Source organism: Bradyrhizobium sp., assembly GCF_036735945.1.
Taxonomy (GTDB): Bacteria; Pseudomonadota; Alphaproteobacteria; order Rhizobiales; family Xanthobacteraceae; genus Bradyrhizobium.
Window position 1 is genome coordinate 1 of the sequence record NZ_DAINNI010000036.1, and the last position, 21925, is coordinate 21925.

Below are 21925 nucleotides of genomic sequence, written 5' to 3' on the forward strand. Positions count from 1 at the left end.
GCGCCGCGAGCTGGCGGCGCAGCGCGCTGATCTGCTGGTTCAGCACCTCGATCTGGGCGAGCGCGCGCGAAGAGACGCCCTTTTCGGATTCGAGCGCCTTGCTGAGTTCGCTGGCGCGGCCCTGGGCGTCGCCGGCGCCCGACAGCCCTTCGTAAAGTCCCTTGACGCGGTCGCGCTCGCCTTCCGCCGCGGCAAGGCCGGCGCGCAGTTGCGCGATCTGGTCGTCGAGCGCGAGCTTGCCGAGCTTTTCCAGCGACAACAGGTCGTTGAGCTGCGCGATCTTGGCGTTGAGCTGTTCCAGCGCCTTGTCCTTGCCGGTGACTTCCTGCGACAGGAAGAACTGCACCACCAGGAACACCGACAGCAGGAACACGATCGAGAGCACCAGCGTCGACAGCGCGTCGACGAAACCCGGCCAGTAGTTCAATCCTGATTCGCTGCGGCGGGCACGGGCGAGGGCCATCTATTCTCTCCAGTATCTTGCCAGTATCTTGTCCCGGACGCGACGCAGCACGAAGTGATGCGACGCAGAGCCGGGACCTGTCACGCATTGGGTCCCGGCTCTGCGGAGCGGCGTTGCACACCGCACCGCGTCCGGGACACGACCATTCCCTCAGCTCTTTTCGGGCTGCTTGGCGATCCGTTCCAGAAGCTTCTTGATCTCGCGGTTCTGCTCGCCCTGGCCGTCGGCCCATTCGCGGATCATCTGCTGTTCGGTGCGCATATGGGCGACGAGGCCCTGGATCGCTTCGGCGAGGTTGGCCATCGCCGCCGTGGTATTGCGGCTGCCGCCGCTTTCCTCGACCACGGCGCGAATTCGCTCCATCGCATGCTGCAGTTCGCCGGTGACGCCGGACCCGTCGCCATATTCGCGCACGGTGGAAGCGAGCCAGTCCTCGAGGTCGGTATAAAAGCGGTTCTGCGCCTGGCTCGACTGCAGGTCGAGGAAGCCGAGGACCAGCGAGCCGGCAAGGCCGAATAGCGAGGACGAGAACGAAATGCCCATGCCGCCGAGCGGCGCGGCCAATCCCTCCTTCAGGGTATCGAACACGGAGCCTGCGTCGCCGCCGACCTTCAGGCCTTCGATCACCTTGCCGACGGAACCGACGGTCTCGATCAGGCCCCAGAACGTGCCGAGCAGGCCCAGGAAGACCAGCAGGCCGGTCATGTAACGGGAGATGTCACGGGCCTCGTCCAGGCGCGTCGCGATCGAATCCAGCAGGTGCCGCATGGTTTGCTGCGAGATCGTCATTCGTCCCGAGCGCTCGCCGCCGAGGATCGCCGCCATCGGCGCTAGCAGTTTCGGGCGCCGGTCGACCGCCAGTCCGGGATCGGCGATGCGGAAATTGTTGACCCAGGCCACTTCCGGATAGAGCCGGATCACCTGCCGGAACGACAGGATGATGCCGATCAGCAGCACCCCGCCGATCAGCGCATTAAGGCCGGGATTGGCAAAGAACGCGAGCACGATCTGCTTGTACAGCACGACCATGATCAGCGCGCAGAGCACCAGGAACACCAGCATCCGCACCAGGAAGATCCGGGGCGATGACAGTTTGCTCAGTTCGATCTCCATATCGGAGCGGGAGGAGGGGCCGGGGGGCATTTGCGGGTGTCACCGTTCACGAAAGACCGCGCTGGCGGCCAATATGGCACAGCGGGCCGGAGAAAAAAGCGGGCAAGCCGCCATTTCGGGCAAACCACACGCAACCTCTTCCCGAAACCCGGCCTTGACGTCAACGTATTTGGGAACTGTTCGATGTCCAACCGGGATTTTTCATGACGCCCCGTCTGACTTGTCGAATGGATCGCCGACCCGACGTAATGGTTAATGCCGGGCCATCATGCTGATCCGGCAACAGGCTGACCTGTTGTCGATCGAGAGGCAGCGGCGCTGCACTGGCACCATGGTCGGCGCACCGCGCGGGACCGTTTCGGCGACGGCGGTGACGGCGAGTGATTGCATTTCGCCTATCCGGGCCACGCGTCCGAATCGCGGGTTAGGTGGGGATTAACCGAATCATGCCGGCGGCTGCGGCAACACGCATCAACTGCAACTGCGTGCAGGCAAACGACATGTTCTCGAGCGACGGTCTTTCGGTTCCCGCGCGAAAGCTGCAATGGAACCGTCTCACAATCGAGTGAGTCCGCTGAAATGCACGGGATATCAGCGCGGTAGCGTCGTGTGACATTGGGCCGCCGCGCCGACTATTGCGTTGCAGCAGGCTACCCTTATCCTCTCCGTATCAACCGTGAGTTCTCTATATCTCCGACGGCAACGTCGCGAATCTTCAATTCGCGCTTCCAATCTGAACTGGGGCAATACTTCCAATGTCAGGACTTCGAACGCAATCGGCATGCATCGTTCTGATGTTGGCTGCGATGGCGCCTCTTTTGGCCGGCTGCAACGAACCGCACGCGGCGACCGCGGCGGCCAAGCCGCCCGAGCCTGAGGTCGGAACCTATACTGTCCGCACGCAGGCTCGCGCCCTCGTGCGTGAGTTGCCCGGACGCATCGCGCCGACCCGTGTTTCGGAAGTCCGCGCGCGGGTATCGGGCATTGTCGTCGAGCGCCTGTTCCAGCAGGGCACCGAGGTGAAGGCCGGCGATCCCCTGTACCGGATCGATCCCAAGCCGTTCGAGGTGGAATTGCAGGCAAGCGAGGCTGCGCTGGACAAGGCGGAGGCGGCGCTCGATCTCGCCACCCAGCATGCGCGGCGCATTGCGACACTGACCAGCCAGCGCGCGGCGCCGGAAGCCGAGAACGAAAAGGCCATCGCGGCCCAGCGCCAGGCCGAGGCCGAGGTCGGGAGCCGCAAGGCCGAAGTCGCGCGCGCCAGACTCAATCTCGATTATGCGACGATCCGCGCGCCGATCAGCGGCGTGGTCGGCGCCGCACTGGTCAGCGAAGGCGCGCTGGTGGTGCAGAACGATACCACCAGTCTCGCCACCATCCAGCAACTCGACCCGATCTATGCCGATTTCACCCAATCGGTCTCGGAGATGCAGAAGCTGCGCCGTGCGTTCGACAGCGGCGATCTCGACCGGATCGCGCCGGATACGGCAAAGGTCCGTCTCGTGCTCGACGACGGCACGGTCTTCCCGATCTCCGGTAAGCTGCTGTTCTCGGAAGCCAAGGTCGACGCCTATACCGGACAGGTCACGCTGCGCGGCCAGTTCCCGAATCCGAACCGCGAATTGCTGCCGGGCATGTATGTCCGCGTGCTGATCGAGCAGGGCATCGATTCGGACGCCATCGCCGTGCCGCAGCAGGCGATCCAGCGCGACGCCGGCGGCGGCAGCGAGGTCTTCGTCGTCAAGGACGACGGTCGAATCGCGACACAGCCGGTCCGCACGGGCGCCGCGCAGGATGGCGTGTGGCTGATCAGCGATGGCCTGAAGGACGGCGACCGCGTTGTGGTCGACGGGTTCCAGAAATTCGTGCCCGGCGACAAGGTCAAGGCGACGTCGTGGATCGATGCGGATGCCTCGGTTGGTTCGGTATCGGATTCACTGGCGGCGCACACGTCGCGCTGAGCCTGACCGATGCCTGGTTTCTTCATCGATAGGCCGATCTTCGCCTGGGTGGTCGCGCTTTTCATCTGCCTGATCGGCGCGATCTCGATCCCGTTGCTCGCGGTCGCGCAGTATCCGATCATCGCGCCGCCCTCGATCTCGATCTCGACCAGCTATCCCGGCGCGTCGCCTGAAAACCTCTACAACAGCGTCACCCGGCTGATCGAGGAGGAACTCAACGGCGCCTCCGGCATCCTCAATTTCGAATCGACCTCCGACTCGCTCGGGCAGGTCGAAATCACCGCCAATTTCGTGCCCGGCACCGATACCGGTGCGGCATCGGTGGAAGTGCAGAACCGCCTCAAGCGCGTTGAGGCGCGGCTGCCGCGCGCCGTGATCCAGCAGGGCATCCTGGTCGAGGAAGCTTCCTCCGCCGTGCTGCAGATCATCACGCTGAACTCGACCGATGGTTCGCTCGACGAAATCGGCCTCGGCGATTTCATGATCCGCAACGTGCTCGGCGAGGTCAGGCGTATTCCGGGCGTCGGCCGCGCCACGCTGTATTCGACCGAACGTTCGCTGCGGATCTGGATCGATCCGGCCAAGCTCGTCGGCTACGGCCTCACCGCCGACGACGTCAACAAGGCGATCTCGGCGCAGAACGCCCAGGTCGCCTCGGGCAGCGTCGGCGCCGAGCCGAGCACGCCGGAGCAGAAGATTTCCGCGCTGGTGCTGGTCAAGGGCCAGCTCTCCTCGCCGGAGGAATTCGGCGCGATCACGCTGCGCGCCAACGCTGACGGTTCCACCGTGCGGCTGCGCGACGTCGCGCGCATCGAGATCGGCGGCCTCAGCTACCAGTTCAACACACGGCTGAACGGCAAGCCGACCGCGGGCCTTTCGGTGCTGCTCTCGCCGACCGGCAACGCGCTCGCCACCGCCAGCGCCGTCGAAGCCAAGATGAAGGAACTGTCGAAGTTCTTTCCGGCCAATATCACCTACGAAATCCCCTACAACATCACGCCCGTCGTCAAGGCATCCATCAACAAGGTGCTGATGACGCTGGTCGAAGCGGTGGCGCTGGTGTTCATCGTGATGTTTCTGTTCCTGCAGAACATCCGCTACACGATCATTCCGACCATCGTGGTGCCGGTGGCGCTGCTCGGCACCTGCGCGACGCTGATGGCGGCCGGCTATTCCATCAACATGCTGACCATGTTCGGCATGGTGCTGGCGGTCGGCATCCTGGTCGACGACGCCATCGTCGTGGTCGAGAACGTCGAGCGCATCATGGCCGAAGAGGGCCTGCCGCCGAAGGAAGCGACGCGCAAGGCGATGTCGCAGATCACCAGCGCCATCATCGGCATCACGCTGGTGCTGATGGCGGTGTTCGTGCCGATGGCGTTCTTCCCGGGATCGGTCGGCATCATCTACCGTCAGTTCTCGGTCACCATGGTGTCCGCCATCGCGTTCTCCGCCTTGATGGCGCTGTCGCTGACGCCGGCGCTGTGCGCGACGCTGCTGAAGCCGGTCAAGGCTGGCCACAGCCACGCCAGCACTGGCGTGTTCGGCTGGTTCAACCGCGTGCTCGAGCGCGGCCGCGGCGGCTATACGCGCACCGTCAAGGGCTCGCTGAAGCGCACCGGGCGCTTGATGCTGATCTATGCCGTGCTGCTGATTGGCCTGGCTTACGTCTTCGTCCGCCTGCCCGGCGGCTTCCTTCCGGTCGACGACCAGGGCTTCATCACGACCGACGTGCAGACGCCATCCGATTCCTCCTATGCCCGCACCGAGGCCGCGGTCGAGGCGGTGGAGAAATATCTGCTCAATCGGGCGGGCGTCGAGGAAGTGACGTTCCTTACCGGCTTCAGCTTCCTCGGCCAGGGCATGAACACCGCGCAGGCCTTCATCACGCTGAAGGACTGGTCGGAGCGCGGGCCGAAGGATTCGGCTGCCGCCATCGTTGCCGACATCAACCGCGATCTGTCGTCGATCCGCGACGCCAGGATCTCGGCGCTGCAGCCGCCGCCGATCGACAATCTCGGCAATTCATCGGGCTTCTCGTTCCGCCTGCAGGACCGCGGCCAGAAGGGCTATCCGGCGCTGATCGCCGCCTCCGACCGGCTGATCGCCGAGGCCAATGCCAGCCCGGTGCTGCAGAAGGTCTATGTCGAAGGCCTGCCGCCGGCGCCACAGGTCAATCTCCTGATCGACCGCGAGAAGGCGGGCGCCTTCGGCGTCACCTTCGAGGACATCAACCAGACCATCTCGACCAATCTCGGCTCGAACTACATCAACGACTTCCCGAACCGCGGGCGGATGCAGCGCGTCATCGTGCAGGCCGACCGCACCAGCCGCATGAACGCGGACGACATCCTGAACTACAACGTCAAGAACAGCCGCGGCCAACTGGTGCCGTTCTCCGCCTTCGCGACGGTGCAGTGGCAGAAGGGGCCGACGCAGATCGCGGGCTTCAACTATTATCCCGCCGTGCGCATCTCGGGCGAGGCAAAACCCGGCTTCACCTCGGGCGACGCCATCAAGGAGATGGAGCGGCTCGCCAACAGGCTGCCGCGCGGCTTCGGCTATGAATGGACCGGGCAATCGCTGCAGGAAAAGCTGTCGGGCTCGCAGGCGCCGTTCCTGCTCGGCCTCTCGGTGCTGGTGGTGTTCCTGCTGCTCGCCGCGCTCTACGAGAGTTGGACCATTCCGCTCGCGGTGCTGCTGACGGTGCCGCTCGGCATCTGCGGCGCGGTGATCGCAGCTACCATGCGGGGCTTGCCGAACGACGTCTATTTCACCGTCGGCCTGATCACCATCATCGGCCTTGCCGCCAAGGACGCCATCCTGATCATCGAGTTCGCCAAGGATCTGCGCGCGCAGGGCAAGCCCTTGCTCGATGCGACGATCGAGGCCTGCTCGTTGCGCTTTCGTCCGATCCTGATGACCGGCCTCGCCTTCGTCTGCGGCGTGCTGCCGATGGCAATCGCCCACGGCGCCGGCGGCGCCAGCCAGCAGGCGCTCGGCACCAGCGTGATGGGCGGCATGATTGCGGTGGTGATCCTGGCGCTTCTGATGGTGCCGGTGTTCTTCGTCACCGTGCAGCGCGTGCTGGCGGGGGATCGGGAGAAGGTGGAAGAGAAGGCGGCGGTGAGTGAGCCGCATGGGCCGCCGGCGGCGGCCAAATCCTGACCCCGATGGCTAACGGGAAATTTTGCCAGATCTGGAGTTGGCCCTATTCACCGCTAAGTATGCGGATATTAACCTTGCGGGTGCGGTGAATAAGCCTCATAATCACCGCAAGGAGCGCGGTGAATGCCGGCGTATATTCATGAACGATCAGATTGGCCCCAGTTTCGCTGGGATCAAGGGGCGCTTGCCAATCAACTGAGCGCCGTCCGGCACAGGCAAGGACGGTTGATCGGTCGCATGCAGGCGCTTGGCCTTCCCCTGCGCGAAGAAGCCGTCCTCAAAACTCTCACTGAGGACGTTCTCAAGTCCAGTGAGATCGAAGGCGAACTTCTCGACAGGGATCGAGTGCGATCCTCGATCGCCCGGCGTCTGGGGATTGACGTCGGGGCGTTGCCCCCGGCCGATCGCAATGTCGAAGGCATCGTGGAGATGATGCTCGATGCTACCCAAAGGTTTGACCAGCCTCTCAGTGCCGCACGACTTTTCAGTTGGCATGGCGCGCTGTTTCCGACAGGACGCAGTGGCCTCGGTAAAATCAAAGTCGCTCAGTGGCGCGACGAGGAATCGGGATCGATGCGTGTCGTTTCCGGCGCGCATGGTCGCGAGAAGATTCACTACGAAGCGCCGATTGCCGATCGACTCGACAACGAAATGCAGGGTTTCCTGACCTGGTTCAATTTCGAGGCCAAGCCTGATCCCGTTATCAAGGCCGCGCTCGCGCACCTTTGGTTCGTTACCATCCATCCATTTGACGATGGCAACGGTCGCATAGCACGCGCTATCGCCGACATGTCGCTTGCGCGATCGGAAGATAGCCCGCAGCGCTTTTACAGCATGTCGGCGCAGATTCAACTGGAGCGGAGTGCTTACTACGACATGCTTGAGGCGACGCAAAAAGGCGACCTCGATATCACTCGGTGGCTTGAATGGTTCTTGGCGTGCCTGGATCGTGCATTCGATGGCGCCGAAACGGTCTTGTCGAGTGTATTCCGCAAAGCAGAGTTCTGGCGTGTAAACGCGGCGACATCTCTTAACGACCGTCAGCGCGACATCCTTAATCGCTTACTCGACGGGTTCGAGGGAAAGTTGACTTCGTCGAAATGGGCCAAAATCGAGAAGTGTTCGGCGGATACTGCGCTGCGCGATATCAATGAACTCGTCGCACACGGTATTCTTGCGAGAGATGAAGGAGGCGGCCGCAGCACGAGCTACTCACTTACTGAAATCAAGTCGGATGACTGAACCTGTGCCCCGGATGCTTTCCGGCAGGCCATGCCACTACCCCAGCGGCTTCAATATCCGCACCAATTCGCCGTGCACGAACTCATTGCCGCACACCACGTGGCCGGTGTTCAGCGCGTCGTCCTTGCCGCCGATATCCGAAATCGTACCGCCGGCCTCGCGCACCATGATCTGGCCTGCCGCGATATCCCAGGGCTGCAGGTTGCGTTCCCAGTAGCCGTCGATGCGGCCGGCGGCGACGAAGGCGAGGTCGAGTGAGGCGGCGCCGAAGCGGCGGAAGCCGGCGACCTTGTTCTGCAGCGCGGCCATTTCCTTCAGCGCGAGTTGGTGATCGCCGCGGCCGATATGCGGCAGGCCGCAGGCGACGACGCATTCATCGAGCCGGCGGCGGCCGGCGACGCGCAGGCGCTGGTCGTTGAGGAACGCTCCCTTGCCGCGCTCGGCGATGTACAACTCGTCATTGGCGGGGTTGTAGATCACGCCGGCGATGACGGTGTCGTCGCGCCGCAGGCCGATCGAGATCGCGAACTGCGGAATGCCGTGCAGGAAGTTGGTGGTGCCGTCCAAGGGATCGACGATCCAGGTGTGGGTCTTGTCGGCGCCCTCGCGCGCGCCGCCTTCCTCGCCGATGAAGCCGTAGCCCGGCCGCGCCTTGGCGAGGTCCTCGTAGAGCATTTCCTCGGCGCGCTTGTCGGCCTTGGTGACGAAGTTCGCCGGCCCCTTCAGCGACACCTGCAGGTGCTCGATCTCGCCGAGGTCGCGCTTGAGGCTGCGGCCGGCGCGGCGCGCGGCTTTCACCATGACGTTGATAAGGGCGGAGTGGAGCATGATGCCGGCTTGTGTGAAGTGAGAGGGAAAACGGCCCGATGCCGTCAGTGATCGGGGACTGGGTGCCCTGCAGACGTGCCGCCGTCAAGGCGTCATTTCTTGTCGGTGCTGGTCCATTTCCGCGCCGCTTCCTCGACCTTGGCACGGTCGGCGGCGCTGAGCTCCGAAAGCCGCTCGTCCAGCTCGGGGTCGCCCTTGCCGGCGGTTTTGGCGACGAGGTGCCACTTCAGTCCCTCGATCTTGTCGACCGGCACGCCGAGGCCGGTCACCAGCACACGGGCAAGGCGGTTCTGCGCGATCGGCGAGTTCTGCCGCGCTGCCTTGCGCAGCAGCGCGATCGCCGCGGGCTGATTCCTCGGCGTGCCTGTGCCGTTGAACAGCGCGATGGCATATTCGACCTCGGCGTCGACATTGTCGGCCAGCGACGCCGCCTGCAGCAGCCGCACCGCCCTTTCGAGGTCCTTCGGCACGCCGGTGCCTTCCTTGTAGAAGGTCGCCAGCGCGTATTGCGCTTCCGGATTGCCGGCGTCGGCGGCCTGCCGCAGCAGTTCGGCGGCGCGCCGGACGTCCTGCGGCAGCGTATTGCCGTCGAGATAGAGCAGCGACAGATTGTAGGCCGCCTTGGCGTTGCCGAGCTTGGCGGAGGAGGCCAGCAGCTTGACCGCCTGGTCGCGATTGGTGTTTCCGCCGCGACCGGACAGCCGCATCATGGCCAGTGCGAACATGGCCTCGCGGTCGCCGGCGTCGGCGGCGCGCTGATACCAGTCGGCGGCCTTCGCATAGTCGCGCTTGACGCCGAGCCCGTTGGCATAGAGCTCGCCCAGCATCGTCATCGCCTTGGCGTCGCCGTTATATTGCGCGCGGGTGATCGCGAGATCGAACGCCGTCTTGTACATGCCGCGCTGATAGGCGCCGTAGACGAGATCGGCGTTCGGGTCGTCGAAGGCGGTGGTCGGCGAAGGGGAGGGCGTCGGCGTTGCAGCCGGCTTCGTCGTCAGTGCAGGCTTGAGCGTCGTCGCCGGTGACGGCGTCGCGGCGGGCTGCCTGGTTTCCTTCGGCGCCGCCTTTGGAGCAGCCTTCGCTTTGGGCGCCTCCTTTTTTGCGAGCGGCGGACTGGCCAGTGGCTGCTCGGCCGGCGGCGTCGGCGACACCTGCGCGGTGGCGCCGGCCATCGTCAGCAGGAGACCCGCAAGCAGCGATATGGGACGCAGCAGCTTCATATCCGGCGTTATCCGTGTCCGGCTGTATCTGTGCCAGCCGTGTCTTTGCCAGCCGTGTCTTTGCCAACCTTGGCTTTTTCAAGCGCGGCGTCGTGCGCTTGCTGGATGGCCTGGGCGGCATCGATCAGCGCCGCCCTGGCGCCGCGCGGATCGGCCCAGATGAAATCGCCTGCAAGCACGAAGTCGGCGCCGGCGGCGGCGAATTCAAAGGCTTCCTCGCGCGAGGCGGCAAAGCCGACGCAAGGCGGTTCGAACAATTCATCCCACCATTGCAGGCGTTCGGCGATCGCCTCCGTCGAGGGGCGCTGGCCCTTGGCGTCCGGCTCGCCGAACAGCACATAGTCCGCACCGGCTTCACCCGCAGCCATTGAATCATGCCGCGTGGCAAGGCCGCCGACGCCGGCGATGCGGTCCGGCTTCAGCGTTGGCCAGGCATCCTCCAGCGCGGCGAGGCCGGTCAGATGCGCGCCGTCGGCGCCGGCGCGAGCCACCAGTTCGGCATGGCCGTCGAGCAGCAGCGCCGCGCCGGCATTCTGGATCGGCGGCGCCAGCGCTTTGGCGCGCGTGATCATGGTGCGCTGGTCGGTGGGCTTCAGCCGCACCAGCACCGCCGCGACGTCGGCCGCCGCCAGCAATTCGGGAAGCTGGCTCACAAGCTGCGACGGATCGTCCACCTCAGGCGTCGCGAGATAGAGGCGCGGCGCCGGGCGCGGCGGAGCGGGTTTGCTGGACAAATCTAGGCGACCTTCTTTTCCAGGCCGGTGTCCCACTCGCCCTTGCTGGCCAGCGCATTCATTTTCGCACGGTGCGTGAACGCGCGCTGGCCCGCGGCGAGGTTCTCGGCCTTGCCGGACCACGCCTTCTGCGGCGCCGCCTGCAGCGCGCGGCCGTAGGAGAAGGTGAGCTTCCAGGGCAGGCCGCCGATCCTGTTCATGGCATCCAGATGCGCGGTGGCTTCCTCGTCGGATTGTCCGCCGGAAAGGAAGGCGATGCCCGGCACGGCCGCGGGGACGCAAGCCTTCAGCATCCGCACGGTCTTGTCAGCGACTTCGGCAACGGACGCCTGCTTCGCGCACTTCTTGCCTGAAATGGCCATGTTCGGCTTCAGCACCATGCCTTCGAGCTCGACGCGCTGCACCCGCAGTTCCTGGAACGTCTTGTTCAGCACGCGCTGCGTGACGTCGTAGCAGCGGTCGATATCGTGATCGCCGTCCATCAGCACTTCCGGCTCGACGATCGGCACGATCTGCGCCGCCTGGCACAGCGCCGCATAGCGCGCCAGCGCATGCGCGTTGACGCTGATCGCGGTCATGGTGGGGATGCCCCGGCCGCCAGTGCCGCTGCCGATATCGATCACCGCGCGCCATTTGGCGAAGCGCGCACCGCGCTCGTAATATTTCTTCAGCCGCTCGGCGAGCTTGTCGAGGCCCACGGTGACGAGTTCACCCGGACACTGCGGCAGCGCCTGCGTCCCCTCGTCGACCTTGATGCCGGGGATCGCGCCTGCCTGCTCGATCAGCTTGACCAGCGGCGTGCCGTCCTTCGCGTTCTGCCAGATCGTCTCGTCGTAGAGGATCACCCCCGAGACATACCTGCTCATCGCCTCGGTGGAGCGGAACAGCATCTCGCGATAGTCGCGGCGGTTCTCCTCGGTCGATTCGACCTTGATCGCGTCGAAACGCTTCTTGATCGTGCCCGAGGATTCGTCGGCGGCGAGAATGCCCTTGCCTGGGGTGACCAGGGCGAGGGCAACCTTGTTGAGGTCAGCAAGATTCATGGGAACGTTCTCCGGAAACATCATGCCCTTGCAAACCAAAATAGGCGGTTCTCGGGCAAATGCCTAGAAATCGTTCGTCGCACCTCGGGTGTTTGCGAGGCGCGCGGGCGGCTCAGGCCGTACGCGGGTCGAGCTCACCCTTGGCATACCGCTTGGCCATTTCGGCCGTGGTCAGCACCTTCTTGAGCTTGCTGGCCTGGCCGGCGGTGTTGAATTCCTGCAGCCGCTGCTTGCACAGCCTGGTCATCGCTTCCATCGCAGGCTTCAAATATTTGCGAGGATCGAATTCTTCCGGATTGTCCTTCAGCACTTTCCGGATCTGGCCCGTCATCGCCATGCGGTTGTCGGTGTCGATGTTGATCTTGCGCACGCCGTTCTTGATGCCGCGCTGGATTTCGGACACCGGCACGCCCCAGGTCGGCTTCATCTTGCCGCCATTGGCGTTGATGATCTCCTGCAGCTCCTGCGGCACCGAGGACGAGCCGTGCATCACCAGGTGCGTGTTCGGCAGCTTGCGATGGATCTCCTCGATCACGTTCATGGCGAGGATGTTGCCGTCGGGCTTGCGGGTGAACTTGTAGGCGCCGTGCGAGGTGCCCATCGCGATCGCGAGCGCGTCGACTTTTGTCTCCTTGACGAATTTCACGGCTTCATCGGGGTTGGTGAGCAACTGGTCGTGCGACAGCTTGCCTTCGGCGCCATGGCCGTCTTCCTTGTCGCCCATGCCGGTCTCGAGCGAGCCGAGCACGCCGAGTTCGCCTTCCACCGAGATGCCGCCGAGATGCGCCATGTCGGTGACCGTCTTGGTGACGCCGACATTGTAGTCCCAGTCGCCGGGGGTCTTGCCGTCGGCCTTCAGCGAGCCGTCCATCATGACCGAGGTGAAGCCGGCCTGGATTGCGGTCATGCAGGTGGCGGGCTCGTTGCCGTGATCGAGGTGAACGCAGACCGGGATCTGCGGATAGATTTCGGTGACGGCGTCCATCATGTGCTTGAGCATGACGTCATTGGCGTAGGAACGCGCGCCGCGCGAGGCCTGGATGATGACGGGCGCGTCGACCGCGGAGGCGGCCTCCATGATGGAGAGCGCCTGCTCCATGTTGTTGATGTTGAACGCCGGCACCCCGTAATCGTGCTCTGCCGCATGATCGAGCAGTTGACGCAAGGTAATGCGAGCCATTCAAATTCTCCTGTATTTGCCGCGCCTCTGGCGCCCCATTAAAATCTTGGTCTATCGTGACTTGAGAACTTCCACGCCGGGCAGCGGCTTCCCTTCCATCCATTCGAGGAAGGCGCCGCCGGCCGTCGAAACATAGGAAAACTCGTCGGCGACACCGGCCTGGTTCAGCGCCGCGACGGTGTCGCCGCCGCCGGCGACCGAGATCAGCTTCTTCGCCTTGGTGCGCTCAGCCGCATGCTTCGCCGCAATCATCGTGCCGCGATCGAACGGCGTCATCTCGAATGCGCCGAGCGGGCCGTTCCAAACCAAAGTCGCCGCATCGTCGATCGCGGCGTGGATCCGCGCGGTCGATTGCGGGCCGACGTCGAGGATCATGCCCTCGGCCGGGATCGCATCGAGCCCGTAGGCGTGCGAGGGCGAGTTGGCCGCGAAATGATAGGCGACGACCGCATCGACCGGCAGGATGATGGCGCAGTTCGCAGCCTCGGCCTTTTCCATGATGCGCAGCGCAGTGGCGGCGAGATCCTTCTCCGCCAGCGACTTGCCGACATTGACGCCCTGCGCGTGCAGGAACGTATTGGCCATGCCGCCGCCGATTACCAGCGCATCGACCTTGCTGACGAGGTTTTCGAGCAGGTCGATCTTGGTCGACACCTTGGCGCCGCCGATGATCGCGATCACGGGCTTGGTCGGCGCTTCCAGTGCCCTGGAAAGCGCGTCGAGCTCGGCCTGCATGGTGCGGCCGGCATAGGCGGGCAGCTTGTGGCCGAGGCCTTCGGTGGAAGCATGCGCGCGGTGCGCGGCCGAGAAGGCGTCGTTGACCCAGATGTCGCCGAGCTTTGCCAGCTCGGCGACGAACGTCGGATCGTTCTTTTCTTCTTCCTTGTGGAAGCGGGTGTTCTCCAGGCAGAGGATGTCGCCGTCCTTCATCGCGGCGACGGCCTTGGCAGCGGCCTCGCCGACGCAGTCGTCGGCGAACGCGACCGGCTTCTTGATCACCTTCGACAGCGCCTCAGTGACCGGCTTGAGCGAGTCCTTGGCGTCGCGTCCTTTCGGGCGGCCGAAATGGGCGAGCAGGACAACCTTGCCGCCCTTGCCGGAAATCTCGGTGATGGTCGGCGCGACGCGCTCGAGCCTTGTCGCGTCGGTGACGCGGCCGTTTTCCATGGGCACATTGAGGTCGACGCGCAGCAGCACGCGCTTGCCCTTCACGTCGACGTCATCGAGGGTGCGGAAGGTTTTGGACATTGTCACTCTCTTGTCCCGGGCGCACTGCGGCGCGAAGTGCCGCTGTGCTGAACCAGGACCTGCGCTGAAATGGGTCCCGGCTCTGCACCGCGTCACTTCGTGCCGCGGCGCGTCCGAGACACGAGATTAGAATTTACAGCAGCTTGCCCATCGCGACGGCGGTGTCGGCCATGCGGTTGGAGAAACCCCATTCATTGTCGTACCAGGACATCACGCGCACCAGCGTGCCGTTCTGCACCTTGGTCTGGTCCTCGTGGAACGTCGAGGAGTGCGGATCGTGGTTGAAGTCGATCGAGACGTTCGGCGCCGAGGTATAGCCGAGGATGCCCTTGAGCTGCTGCTCGGAGGCGCGCTTCATCGCCGCGTTGATCTCCTTGGCGTCGGTTGCGCGCTTGGCGACGATCTTGAGGTCGACCACCGAGACGTTCGGCGTCGGCACGCGGATCGCGACGCCGTCGAGCTTGCCCTTCAACTCCGGCAGCACGAGGCCAATCGCCTTCGCCGCGCCGGTCGAGGTCGGGATCATCGACATCGCCGCCGCGCGGCCGCGATAGAGATCCTTGTGCAGGGTGTCGAGCGTCGGCTGGTCGCCGGTATAGGCGTGGATCGTGGTCATGAAGCCGGTCTCGATGCCGACCGTGTCGTTCAGCACCTTGGCGACCGGCGCCAGGCAGTTAGTGGTGCAGGAGCCGTTGGAGACGACCAGGTGATCCTTGGTCAGGGTGTCGTGGTTGACGCCGTAGACGATGGTGGCGTCGGCATTGTCGGCGGGCGCCGAAACCAGCACGCGCTTGGCGCCGGCGGTCAGATGCGCGGAGGCCTTGTCCTTGGCGGTGAAGATGCCGGTGCACTCCAGCGCGATGTCGACGCCGAGCGCCTTCCACGGCAGCTTGGAAGGATCGCGCTCGGCGCAAACCTTGATCTTGCCATTGCCGAGGCTGAGCATGTCGCCGTCGACGGTCACGGTGCCGGGGAAGCGGCCATGCACGGAGTCGAAGCGCAGCAGATGGGCGTTGGTCTCGACCGGGCCGAGATCGTTGATGCCGACCACCTCGATATCCTTGCGGCCGGATTCGGCGATGGCTCGCAAGATATTGCGGCCGATGCGACCAAATCCGTTAATCCCAACGCGGATTGCCATGCTGCTTCTCCCTTAATAGCTGGTGCCATCCCCGCGGAATCGTTCCACGAGGGGCTGACGGCGGAACGCCCGGTTCTGCCGGGCGGAAACGGTCAAGATGGGAGCCTAGGTAGACCTTTTTCCCCGCAATCTCAACCGTCAGGCCAAACGCTTCAGGGCAGCGTTAACGGCGGCCTCGGCGGTAATTCCGAAGTGCTTGAAAAGGTCCTTGGCGGGCGCGCTGGCGCCGAATCCGTGCATGCCCACGAATTCACCATCCTGGCCGATCACGGCATCCCAGCCCCAGCGCACGCCGGCCTCGATGGCGATCTTGACCGGGGCATTACCGATAATGGCTGTCTTTCGGTCCGCGGGCTGCGCCAGCAGAAGTTCGACCGACGGGACCGATACCACCCGTGCCGCGATCCCGCGCTCTGCGAGCTGCTTCTGGGCGGCTACCGCGATCTCGACCTCGGAGCCCGAGGCGAACAGCGACACTTTTGCGTCACCCTGGGCTGCGACCAGTTCATAGGCGCCATGCGCACAAGGATTATCGTTCGGCGCGGTGGTGCGGAGCTGCGGCAGGTTCTGGCGGGTCAGCGCCAACACTGTCGGGCCGTCGATACGGTTGAGCGCCAGTTCCCAGCATTCCGTCACTTCGACGGCGTCGCAGGGCCGGAACACGCGCATGTTGGGCATGGCGCGGAGCGCTGAGAGATGCTCGACCGGCTGGTGTGTGGGGCCGTCCTCGCCGAGCCCGATCGAATCGTGGGTCATCACATAGACGACGCCGGCGCCCATCAGCGCGGCGAGCCGCATCGCCGGGCGGGCGTAGTCGGTGAACACCAGGAAGGTCGCGCCGTTCGGGGCGAAGCCGCCATGCAGGAAGATGCCGTTCATCGCAGCCGCCATGCCGTGCTCGCGGATGCCGTAATGGATGAAGCGGCCCTTCGGCGTCTTGGCCGAGAACGCGGTCGCCGATTTCGCCTTGTTGTTGTTGGAGCCGGTGAGGTCGGCGGAGCCGGCGAGGAATTCCATCGGCATCGCGGCCGCGATCGCGTCGATCGCGGATTCCGAGGACTTCCGCGTGGCGAGATTCTGCGGCGTTTCCAGCAGCGCCTTCTTGTGCGCGCGGAGCGCTTTCGCGAGTGCAGCCGGCCGCTCGTGCCGCATCCGCCGCTCGAACTCGGCGCGCTTGCGCGGGCCGAGCTCGGCGAACACGCCTTCCCATTCCGCGCGCGCGGCAGCGCCGCGGCTGCCGGCTTCGCGCCACGCCTTCAGCACGTCGTCGGGCACCGAGAACGGCTCGAGCGAGATGCCGAGCTTTTCCTTGGCGCCCTTGAGTTCGTCGGCGCCGAGCGCCTCGCCATGTGCCTTTGCCGTGCCGGCACGCGTCGGCGCGCCGTAGCCGATCGTGGTCTTGCAGGCGATCAGCGTCGGCTTGCTGGATTTCTGCGCGCGGCTGATCGCCGCTGCGATCGCTTTCGGATCATGGCCGTCGATCAATTCCGCCGCCCACCCGGCGGACTTGAAGCGTTTCACCTGGTCGACCGAATCGGCGATCGAGGTCGGGCCGTCGATCGAGATGCCGTTGTCGTCGTACAGCACGATCATCTTGGAGAGCTTCCAGTGCCCGGCCATCGCGATCGCTTCCTGCGAGACGCCCTCCATCAGGTCGCCGTCGGAAGCGAGCACGTAGGTGTGATGTCCCACCACCTTCTTGCCGAACTCGGCGGCCAGCATCTTTTCAGCCAGCGCCATGCCGACCGCGGTCGCGATGCCCTGGCCGAGCGGGCCGGTCGTGGTCTCGACGCCGCTGGTTTCGAAGTTCTCCGGATGGCCCGGCGTCTTGGAGCCGAGCTGACGGAAATTCCTGATCTGATCGAGCGTCATCTCCTTGTTGCCGGTGAGGTACAACAATGCGTAGAGCAGCATCGAGCCGTGGCCGGCGGAGAGCACGAAGCGGTCGCGGTCCGCCCAGTTCGGAGCTGCGGCATCGTATTTGAGGAACTGCGTGAACAGCACGGTCGCGATGTCGGCGGCACCCATCGGCAGGCCGGGATGGCCGGATTTCGCCTTTTCGACGGCATCCATGGCAAGCCCGCGAATCGCATTGGCCATACGGGTATGATCGACCTGCGTCATGATGAAAATCCGCCTGAAATGAGGTGCTTGGTTGCGGGTAACGTATCGGGCGAAGGGCCGCGATACGGGCGTGGATCAAGGGAAGGCCGGGGCTGGATAGCACCTCAATCCCGTCGAGTCCAAGGCGTGGAAACGGGCTTTTGGGGCGAAAGGTTGCTTACCGCATGACCTCGGACCCGAAGGGCCGCGCCAGCGAAAAGTGGGGACCGGTTTTCCGATAAGGGCATGCGCACTTGACTGCTGGATCGGGGTGTGGGTCCACCCCGATCTAGCAGTGCATAGCTTCGCGCGGCCGTTGCGCTCGGCTCGCTTGCCACGTAAATTTCGTCCTCTAACCGCTTGCCGAACCGCAGATTTTGCTGTCACGCGGCGGGCCTATCGCGAAGGTGCGCGCAGCCTCTCATGAGCGATCGTTACACCAATGGGACCGGCACGGCCGAGCAGGTCCAGGTCGACATCGACGCCGCCACGCGGCGCCTGATGCTGGCGCTCGATGCGCTCGAGGCGGCAGCCGAACGACGGCGCGATGCCGACCGCGACGAGAACGAACTGGCGAGCCGGATCCAGGCGCTCGGCGCCGATCGCTCGCGGCTCGCCGACGAGCTCGACGGCTCGCTGGTGAAGACGCGGCGGCTGGAGCGCACCAACCGCGAGATCGCCGAAAGACTTGATGTCGCGATCGGCACCATCCGCGCGGTGCTCGATGCCGGAGAGGACGAATGAGCCACATCAACGTCACCATCAACGGCCGGCAGTACCGCATGGCCTGCGAGGAAGGACAGGAAGTGCGGCTCCTGAAGCTCGCCGAGAGCCTGGAATCGCGGGTCGGCGAGCTGCGCGGCAAGTTCGGCGAGATCGGCGATGCGCGCCTCACCGTGATGGCCGCGCTCACCGTGTGCGACGAACTGCTCGACGCCAACGCCCGCGTCCGCGCGCTGGAGAGCGAACTGGAAACCCTGCGCAACGTCCGCGTCGCCGCCGCCGATCGCGCCAAGGCAACGCAGATCGCCGTCGCCAACGCGCTGAACGCCGCCGCCGACCGCATCGAGAAGACCACGCAGATCATCAACCGCACCATCGGCACCGGCATCGCGATCGGGTGAGGAGACAGCATTGGGTGCTGGGTTGCTTCACCCCCTGGAGGACCCTTCAGGAGAAGGTGAAATAGAACGCAATCTTAGGGTGAGTTAGAGCTTCGGATGATCGCTCGGTAACCGCTGGCGGATTCGGTCTGCAGCGCTTACATTGTCGTTGCGAAGCTGCGTCGTGCGTCAGGAGCCATATATCCCCGGGGCCTTATCGATCCTTTAGGGAACTGTCCCTGGCCGGGTCCGTGGACCCGGACATATGGTGCCCACCTACTTTCGTAGGGAACTCCGGGATCGAGTGCTTCAACGGCGTTCGCGGCCTCGCACTTTGGCTTGTCGGCAAGTCTGTTTCCCCAAGCTTTCGGAGCATCGCTGTCTGATACGGCGTGCCCAGCGTAGCCCGGATGGAGCGCAGCGCAATCCGGGACAGGCGCTTCTTGGTTGCGAGATGATCCCGGATTTCGCTGCGCTCCATCCGGGCTACGATTGGCTCGGAATCCGGATCGTTCATCGCATGACCACAACCCTGTCGAAAGCCGACCTCCGCGCCGCCGCGCTGGCCAAACGCGATGCCATGAGCGACGAGCAGCGCGCTGCCGCCTCGGAAGCGATGGCGAAACGCGGCTTGCCGTTCAAGATCGAGCGGGGCCTCGTCGTGTCGGGCTATTCGCCGATCCGCAGCGAGATCGATCCCGCACCCCTGATGAAAAAGCTCGCCGGGCAGGGCGCACGGCTCGCGCTTCCCGCGGTGCTGTCGCGCGGCAAGTCACTCGCCTTTCGCGCATGGTCGCCCGAGGATCGCCTGATGCTGGGACCGCTCGGCATACCCGAGCCGTCGCCCGCGGCGGAAGAACTCATTCCTGACATCATGCTGGTGCCATTGGCGGCGTTCGACCGCGCCGGCCATCGCATCGGCTACGGCGCCGGTCATTACGACTTCACACTCGCGCATCTGCGCAAGGCGAAGGCGATCATCGCTGTCGGCACCGCATTCTCGGTGCAGGAAATAAAAGCCGTTCCAGCCCTGCCGCACGACGTCGCACTGGATTATGTGCTAACGGAAAAGAAAGTGTTCGATTTCCGGAGTTGAACTTTGCGAATTCTCTTTGTCGGTGACGTCGTCGGCCGGGCCGGCCGCACCGCGATCTCGGAACATCTGCCCGGCATGATCAAGGACTGGGCGCTCGATCTTGTCGTCGTCAATGGCGAGAATTCCGCCGGCGGTTTCGGCATCACCGAGGCGATCTATCAGGAACTGCTCGACGCCGGCGCCGATGCGATCACGCTCGGCAATCACGCCTGGGATCAGCGCGAGGCGCTGGTGTTCATCGAGCGTGCGCCAAAACTGATCCGCCCTGCCAACTATCCGAAGGGCACGCCGGGCCGCGGCGCGGCGCTGGTCGAGACCAGGAACGGCAAGCGCGCGCTCGTCATCAACGCCATCGGCCGCGTCTTCATGACGCCGTTCGACGATCCCTTCGCGGTGCTCAACCGGGAGCTCGATGCCTGCCCGCTGCGCGAGGCGGCAGACGCGATCGTGGTCGATTTCCACGGCGAGGCGACCAGCGAGAAGCAGGCGATCGGCTATTTCTGCGATGGCCGCGCCAGCCTCGTCGTCGGCACCCACACCCACGTGCCGACCGCCGACCACCAGATTCTTTCCGGCGGCACCGCCTACATGACCGATGCCGGCATGACCGGAGATTATGATTCCGTGATCGGCATGCAGAAGGAAGAGCCGCTGCGGCGCTTCACGGGCGGCATTCCCTCCAGCCGCTTCGAACCTGCGGGCGGCGTTGCGACGCTGAGCGGTGTCGCGGTCGAAACCGATGATTCAAGCGGCCTCGCGCTGCGCGTTGCGCCGGTGCGGGCCGGCGGCAGGCTCGAGCCGGCCGTGCCCTCGTTCTGGGCGTGATGAGGTTTCCGCTGGAGTTTAGTTCTGCCGAAAACCCATCCGGAAGGCGCCCCAATGGCGGCCGCGGATGAAGATCGGTGACGACAGGTCTTTCATCAGCACGAAGTTGCCGCCGCCCATGTCGCGGCGGTAGGTCTGCAACAGAAACGGCTTTGTGTTCGCCGCTACCTTCTTTACCGCGCGATCGTTGAATAGGCGGCGGTTGCGGCAGTTGGCGTTGTTCCAGACCGGATCAGGTCCCTGCGGCAGGCGGTAGTTCGGATTGTGGGTCGGCAGATAGCCGCTCCTGGCCCAGGCGACGCAGAACACGATGCGCGGATCGGATTTCTGGATCGGATCCTGAATCCCGGGCAGCACGCGGTCGGTGAAGTCGACGTAATGGGTCAGATACTGCTTGGGATCGGTGCCGGGGATTTCCCGATACTTCTCGTCCATGAGCCGGTCGAGCGTGATCTCGCCGCGGTCGATCGCGGCCTCGAACTCGGACGAGATGCGCTTTGCGGTGTCGACGACGACGCGGATCAGCGGCGCGTCCGAGGTCTCGACGCCGCTGTCGGCAATCAACGCGATCAGGCCTTCGGAGGTCTCGAGCAGCTTTGCCACCCGCTCGTCCGCGTGCTTGAGATCGCGCGAGGAGAGCTCGACGCCCCTGGCGAGTTCGCTGAGCTCGGTGATGACGGTGTCGCAATGGCCGAGATTGGACGTCGCAGCCCGCGCGACGCCATCGATTTCCTGACCTACCGACGCGATGCCCTGGTGCACCCGTGCGATGATGCCGCTGATCTGCCGTGCGCCTTCGCCGGCACTCTTGGCGCGGAGCGAGGCGTCGCTGCTCTCGCCGATCAGGCTGCCGATCTGGCCGTCGAGATCGCGGATGGTATCGGAAATCTGCTGCGTGGCCTGGCGTGTCCCTTCCGCCAGGCTCTTCACTTCACTCGCCACCACGGCAAAGCCGCGGCCGGCGCTTCCGGCGCGCGCCGCCTCGATCGTGGCGTTGAGCGCCAGCAGGTTGGTTTGCTTGGCAATCGCCTCGATCGAGCCGGAAACCTTTGCGACCTGCGACAGCGCCGTGCCGACGGCGCTGAGCCGGGCCTCGATGCGGCCGACCGCTTCGACGAGTTCGGCGATGTGGTTGACGGCCGTATCCACCGCGCTGCGCGATTGGACGATCTCCACGACGGCCGCTGATGTCGTCGATTGCACCGCCTGCGATGCGTTGGCGATGCCGCGATTGGCCGAGACCATCGTCTCCGCGGTGTTCTGCAGATGGTGGAACCGCTCCGACTGGTTCGCGACGCGGCTTGCGACCTCCTGCACGCTGCCGGCGATATCGGCAAGCTCCACGCCGAGTCCGCCGATACGGTCGGCAAGCTGGTCGATCAGTCGTTCGGCCAGGGTCTGGTTGGATAGAGTGTCCAGGACGGCACGCTGCACAACGGACATGTCAGAGCTTTCTC

General features: G+C 64.6%; 18 protein-coding genes, 1 other RNA gene and 1 pseudogene. 8 read left to right on the top strand and 12 right to left on the bottom strand.

What is annotated here, in order from left to right:
• The 3 genes and pseudogenes from V7E26_RS14480 to V7E26_RS14490 form a co-directional block, all read right to left on the bottom strand.
• A pseudogene (locus V7E26_RS14480) lies at nucleotides 1–463 on the bottom strand (peptidoglycan-binding protein); the annotation flags it as partial.
• A 150-nt stretch (nucleotides 464–613) separates the two neighbouring features.
• Nucleotides 614–1606 (bottom strand): flagellar motor protein MotA, encoded by a 993-nt coding sequence (locus V7E26_RS14485; RefSeq protein WP_324417084.1) that lies wholly within the window; start codon nucleotides 1604–1606, stop codon nucleotides 614–616.
• Nucleotides 1607–1828: 222 nt separating this feature from the next.
• The gene (locus V7E26_RS14490) at nucleotides 1829–1966 is read right to left on the bottom strand and encodes a hypothetical protein (RefSeq protein WP_324417086.1); all 138 of its coding nucleotides are present in this window, start codon (nucleotides 1964–1966) and stop codon (nucleotides 1829–1831) included.
• 365 nt (nucleotides 1967–2331) lie between these two features.
• On the opposite strand from V7E26_RS14490, the gene V7E26_RS14495 reads away from it, so the two are divergent.
• The 3 genes from V7E26_RS14495 (at nucleotide 2332) to V7E26_RS14505 (ending at nucleotide 7947) form a co-directional block, all read left to right on the top strand.
• Nucleotides 2332–3537 (top strand): efflux RND transporter periplasmic adaptor subunit, encoded by a 1206-nt coding sequence (locus V7E26_RS14495; RefSeq protein ID WP_324417088.1) that lies wholly within the window; start codon nucleotides 2332–2334, stop codon nucleotides 3535–3537.
• 9 nt (nucleotides 3538–3546) lie between these two features.
• Nucleotides 3547–6705, top strand: coding sequence for a multidrug efflux RND transporter permease subunit (locus V7E26_RS14500; RefSeq protein WP_324417090.1), 3159 nt, complete (start codon nucleotides 3547–3549; stop codon nucleotides 6703–6705).
• A 123-nt stretch (nucleotides 6706–6828) separates the two neighbouring features.
• The gene (locus V7E26_RS14505; RefSeq protein ID WP_324417092.1) at nucleotides 6829–7947 is read left to right on the top strand and encodes a Fic family protein; all 1119 of its coding nucleotides are present in this window, start codon (nucleotides 6829–6831) and stop codon (nucleotides 7945–7947) included.
• Nucleotides 7948–7983: 36 nt separating this feature from the next.
• On the opposite strand, the gene V7E26_RS14510 is transcribed toward V7E26_RS14505, so the two are convergent.
• The 8 genes from V7E26_RS14510 to tkt form a co-directional block, all read right to left on the bottom strand.
• Nucleotides 7984–8775: an inositol monophosphatase family protein gene (locus tag V7E26_RS14510; protein WP_324417094.1), complete on the bottom strand. Its 792-nt coding sequence runs from the start codon at nucleotides 8773–8775 to the stop codon at nucleotides 7984–7986.
• Between the two features lie 92 nt (nucleotides 8776–8867).
• The gene (locus V7E26_RS14515; protein ID WP_324417096.1) at nucleotides 8868–9995 is read right to left on the bottom strand and encodes a tetratricopeptide repeat protein; all 1128 of its coding nucleotides are present in this window, start codon (nucleotides 9993–9995) and stop codon (nucleotides 8868–8870) included.
• A gap of 8 nt (nucleotides 9996–10003) precedes the next feature.
• Complete coding sequence (locus tag V7E26_RS14520) at nucleotides 10004–10729, bottom strand: thiamine phosphate synthase (protein ID WP_324417098.1); 726 nt, start codon at nucleotides 10727–10729, stop codon at nucleotides 10004–10006.
• A gap of 2 nt (nucleotides 10730–10731) precedes the next feature.
• The gene (locus tag V7E26_RS14525; protein ID WP_324417100.1) at nucleotides 10732–11772 is read right to left on the bottom strand and encodes a class I fructose-bisphosphate aldolase; all 1041 of its coding nucleotides are present in this window, start codon (nucleotides 11770–11772) and stop codon (nucleotides 10732–10734) included.
• Nucleotides 11773–11884: 112 nt separating this feature from the next.
• Nucleotides 11885–12952: a class II fructose-bisphosphate aldolase gene (gene fba / locus V7E26_RS14530; RefSeq protein ID WP_324417102.1), complete on the bottom strand. Its 1068-nt coding sequence runs from the start codon at nucleotides 12950–12952 to the stop codon at nucleotides 11885–11887.
• 51 nt (nucleotides 12953–13003) lie between these two features.
• Nucleotides 13004–14200 carry a phosphoglycerate kinase gene (locus V7E26_RS14535; RefSeq protein WP_324417104.1) on the bottom strand — a complete coding sequence of 399 codons (1197 nt, stop codon included), beginning with the start codon at nucleotides 14198–14200 and terminating at the stop codon, nucleotides 13004–13006.
• Nucleotides 14201–14333: 133 nt separating this feature from the next.
• Entirely contained in the window at nucleotides 14334–15341 is a 1008-nt protein-coding gene (gene gap / locus V7E26_RS14540; RefSeq protein WP_324417106.1) for a type I glyceraldehyde-3-phosphate dehydrogenase, read from the bottom strand.
• Nucleotides 15342–15479: 138 nt separating this feature from the next.
• Complete coding sequence (gene tkt / locus V7E26_RS14545; RefSeq protein ID WP_324417108.1) at nucleotides 15480–17465, bottom strand: transketolase; 1986 nt, start codon at nucleotides 17463–17465, stop codon at nucleotides 15480–15482.
• Between the two features lie 402 nt (nucleotides 17466–17867).
• On the opposite strand from tkt, the gene V7E26_RS14550 reads away from it, so the two are divergent.
• The 5 genes from V7E26_RS14550 (at nucleotide 17868) to V7E26_RS14570 (ending at nucleotide 20468) form a co-directional block, all read left to right on the top strand.
• Nucleotides 17868–18188: a DUF4164 domain-containing protein gene (locus tag V7E26_RS14550; protein ID WP_324417110.1), complete on the top strand. Its 321-nt coding sequence runs from the start codon at nucleotides 17868–17870 to the stop codon at nucleotides 18186–18188.
• Nucleotides 18185–18568, top strand: coding sequence for a cell division protein ZapA (locus V7E26_RS14555; protein WP_324417112.1), 384 nt, complete (start codon nucleotides 18185–18187; stop codon nucleotides 18566–18568). The genes V7E26_RS14550 and V7E26_RS14555 overlap by 4 nt, the downstream gene beginning before the upstream one ends.
• A 150-nt stretch (nucleotides 18569–18718) precedes the next feature.
• Nucleotides 18719–18879, top strand: a non-coding RNA gene (ssrS, locus tag V7E26_RS14560) — 6S RNA.
• 188 nt (nucleotides 18880–19067) lie between these two features.
• Nucleotides 19068–19643, top strand: a complete 576-nt coding sequence (locus tag V7E26_RS14565) for a 5-formyltetrahydrofolate cyclo-ligase (protein ID WP_324417114.1) — start codon at nucleotides 19068–19070, stop codon at nucleotides 19641–19643.
• A 3-nt stretch (nucleotides 19644–19646) separates the two neighbouring features.
• On the top strand, nucleotides 19647–20468 hold the full coding sequence (locus tag V7E26_RS14570) for a TIGR00282 family metallophosphoesterase (RefSeq protein WP_324417116.1): 822 nt from the start codon (nucleotides 19647–19649) through the stop codon (nucleotides 20466–20468).
• Nucleotides 20469–20486: 18 nt separating this feature from the next.
• Here the strand turns inward: V7E26_RS14570 and V7E26_RS14575 are convergent, their stop codons facing one another.
• Entirely contained in the window at nucleotides 20487–21911 is a 1425-nt protein-coding gene (locus V7E26_RS14575) for a methyl-accepting chemotaxis protein (protein ID WP_324417118.1), read from the bottom strand.
• Nucleotides 21912–21925 lie beyond the last annotated feature (14 nt).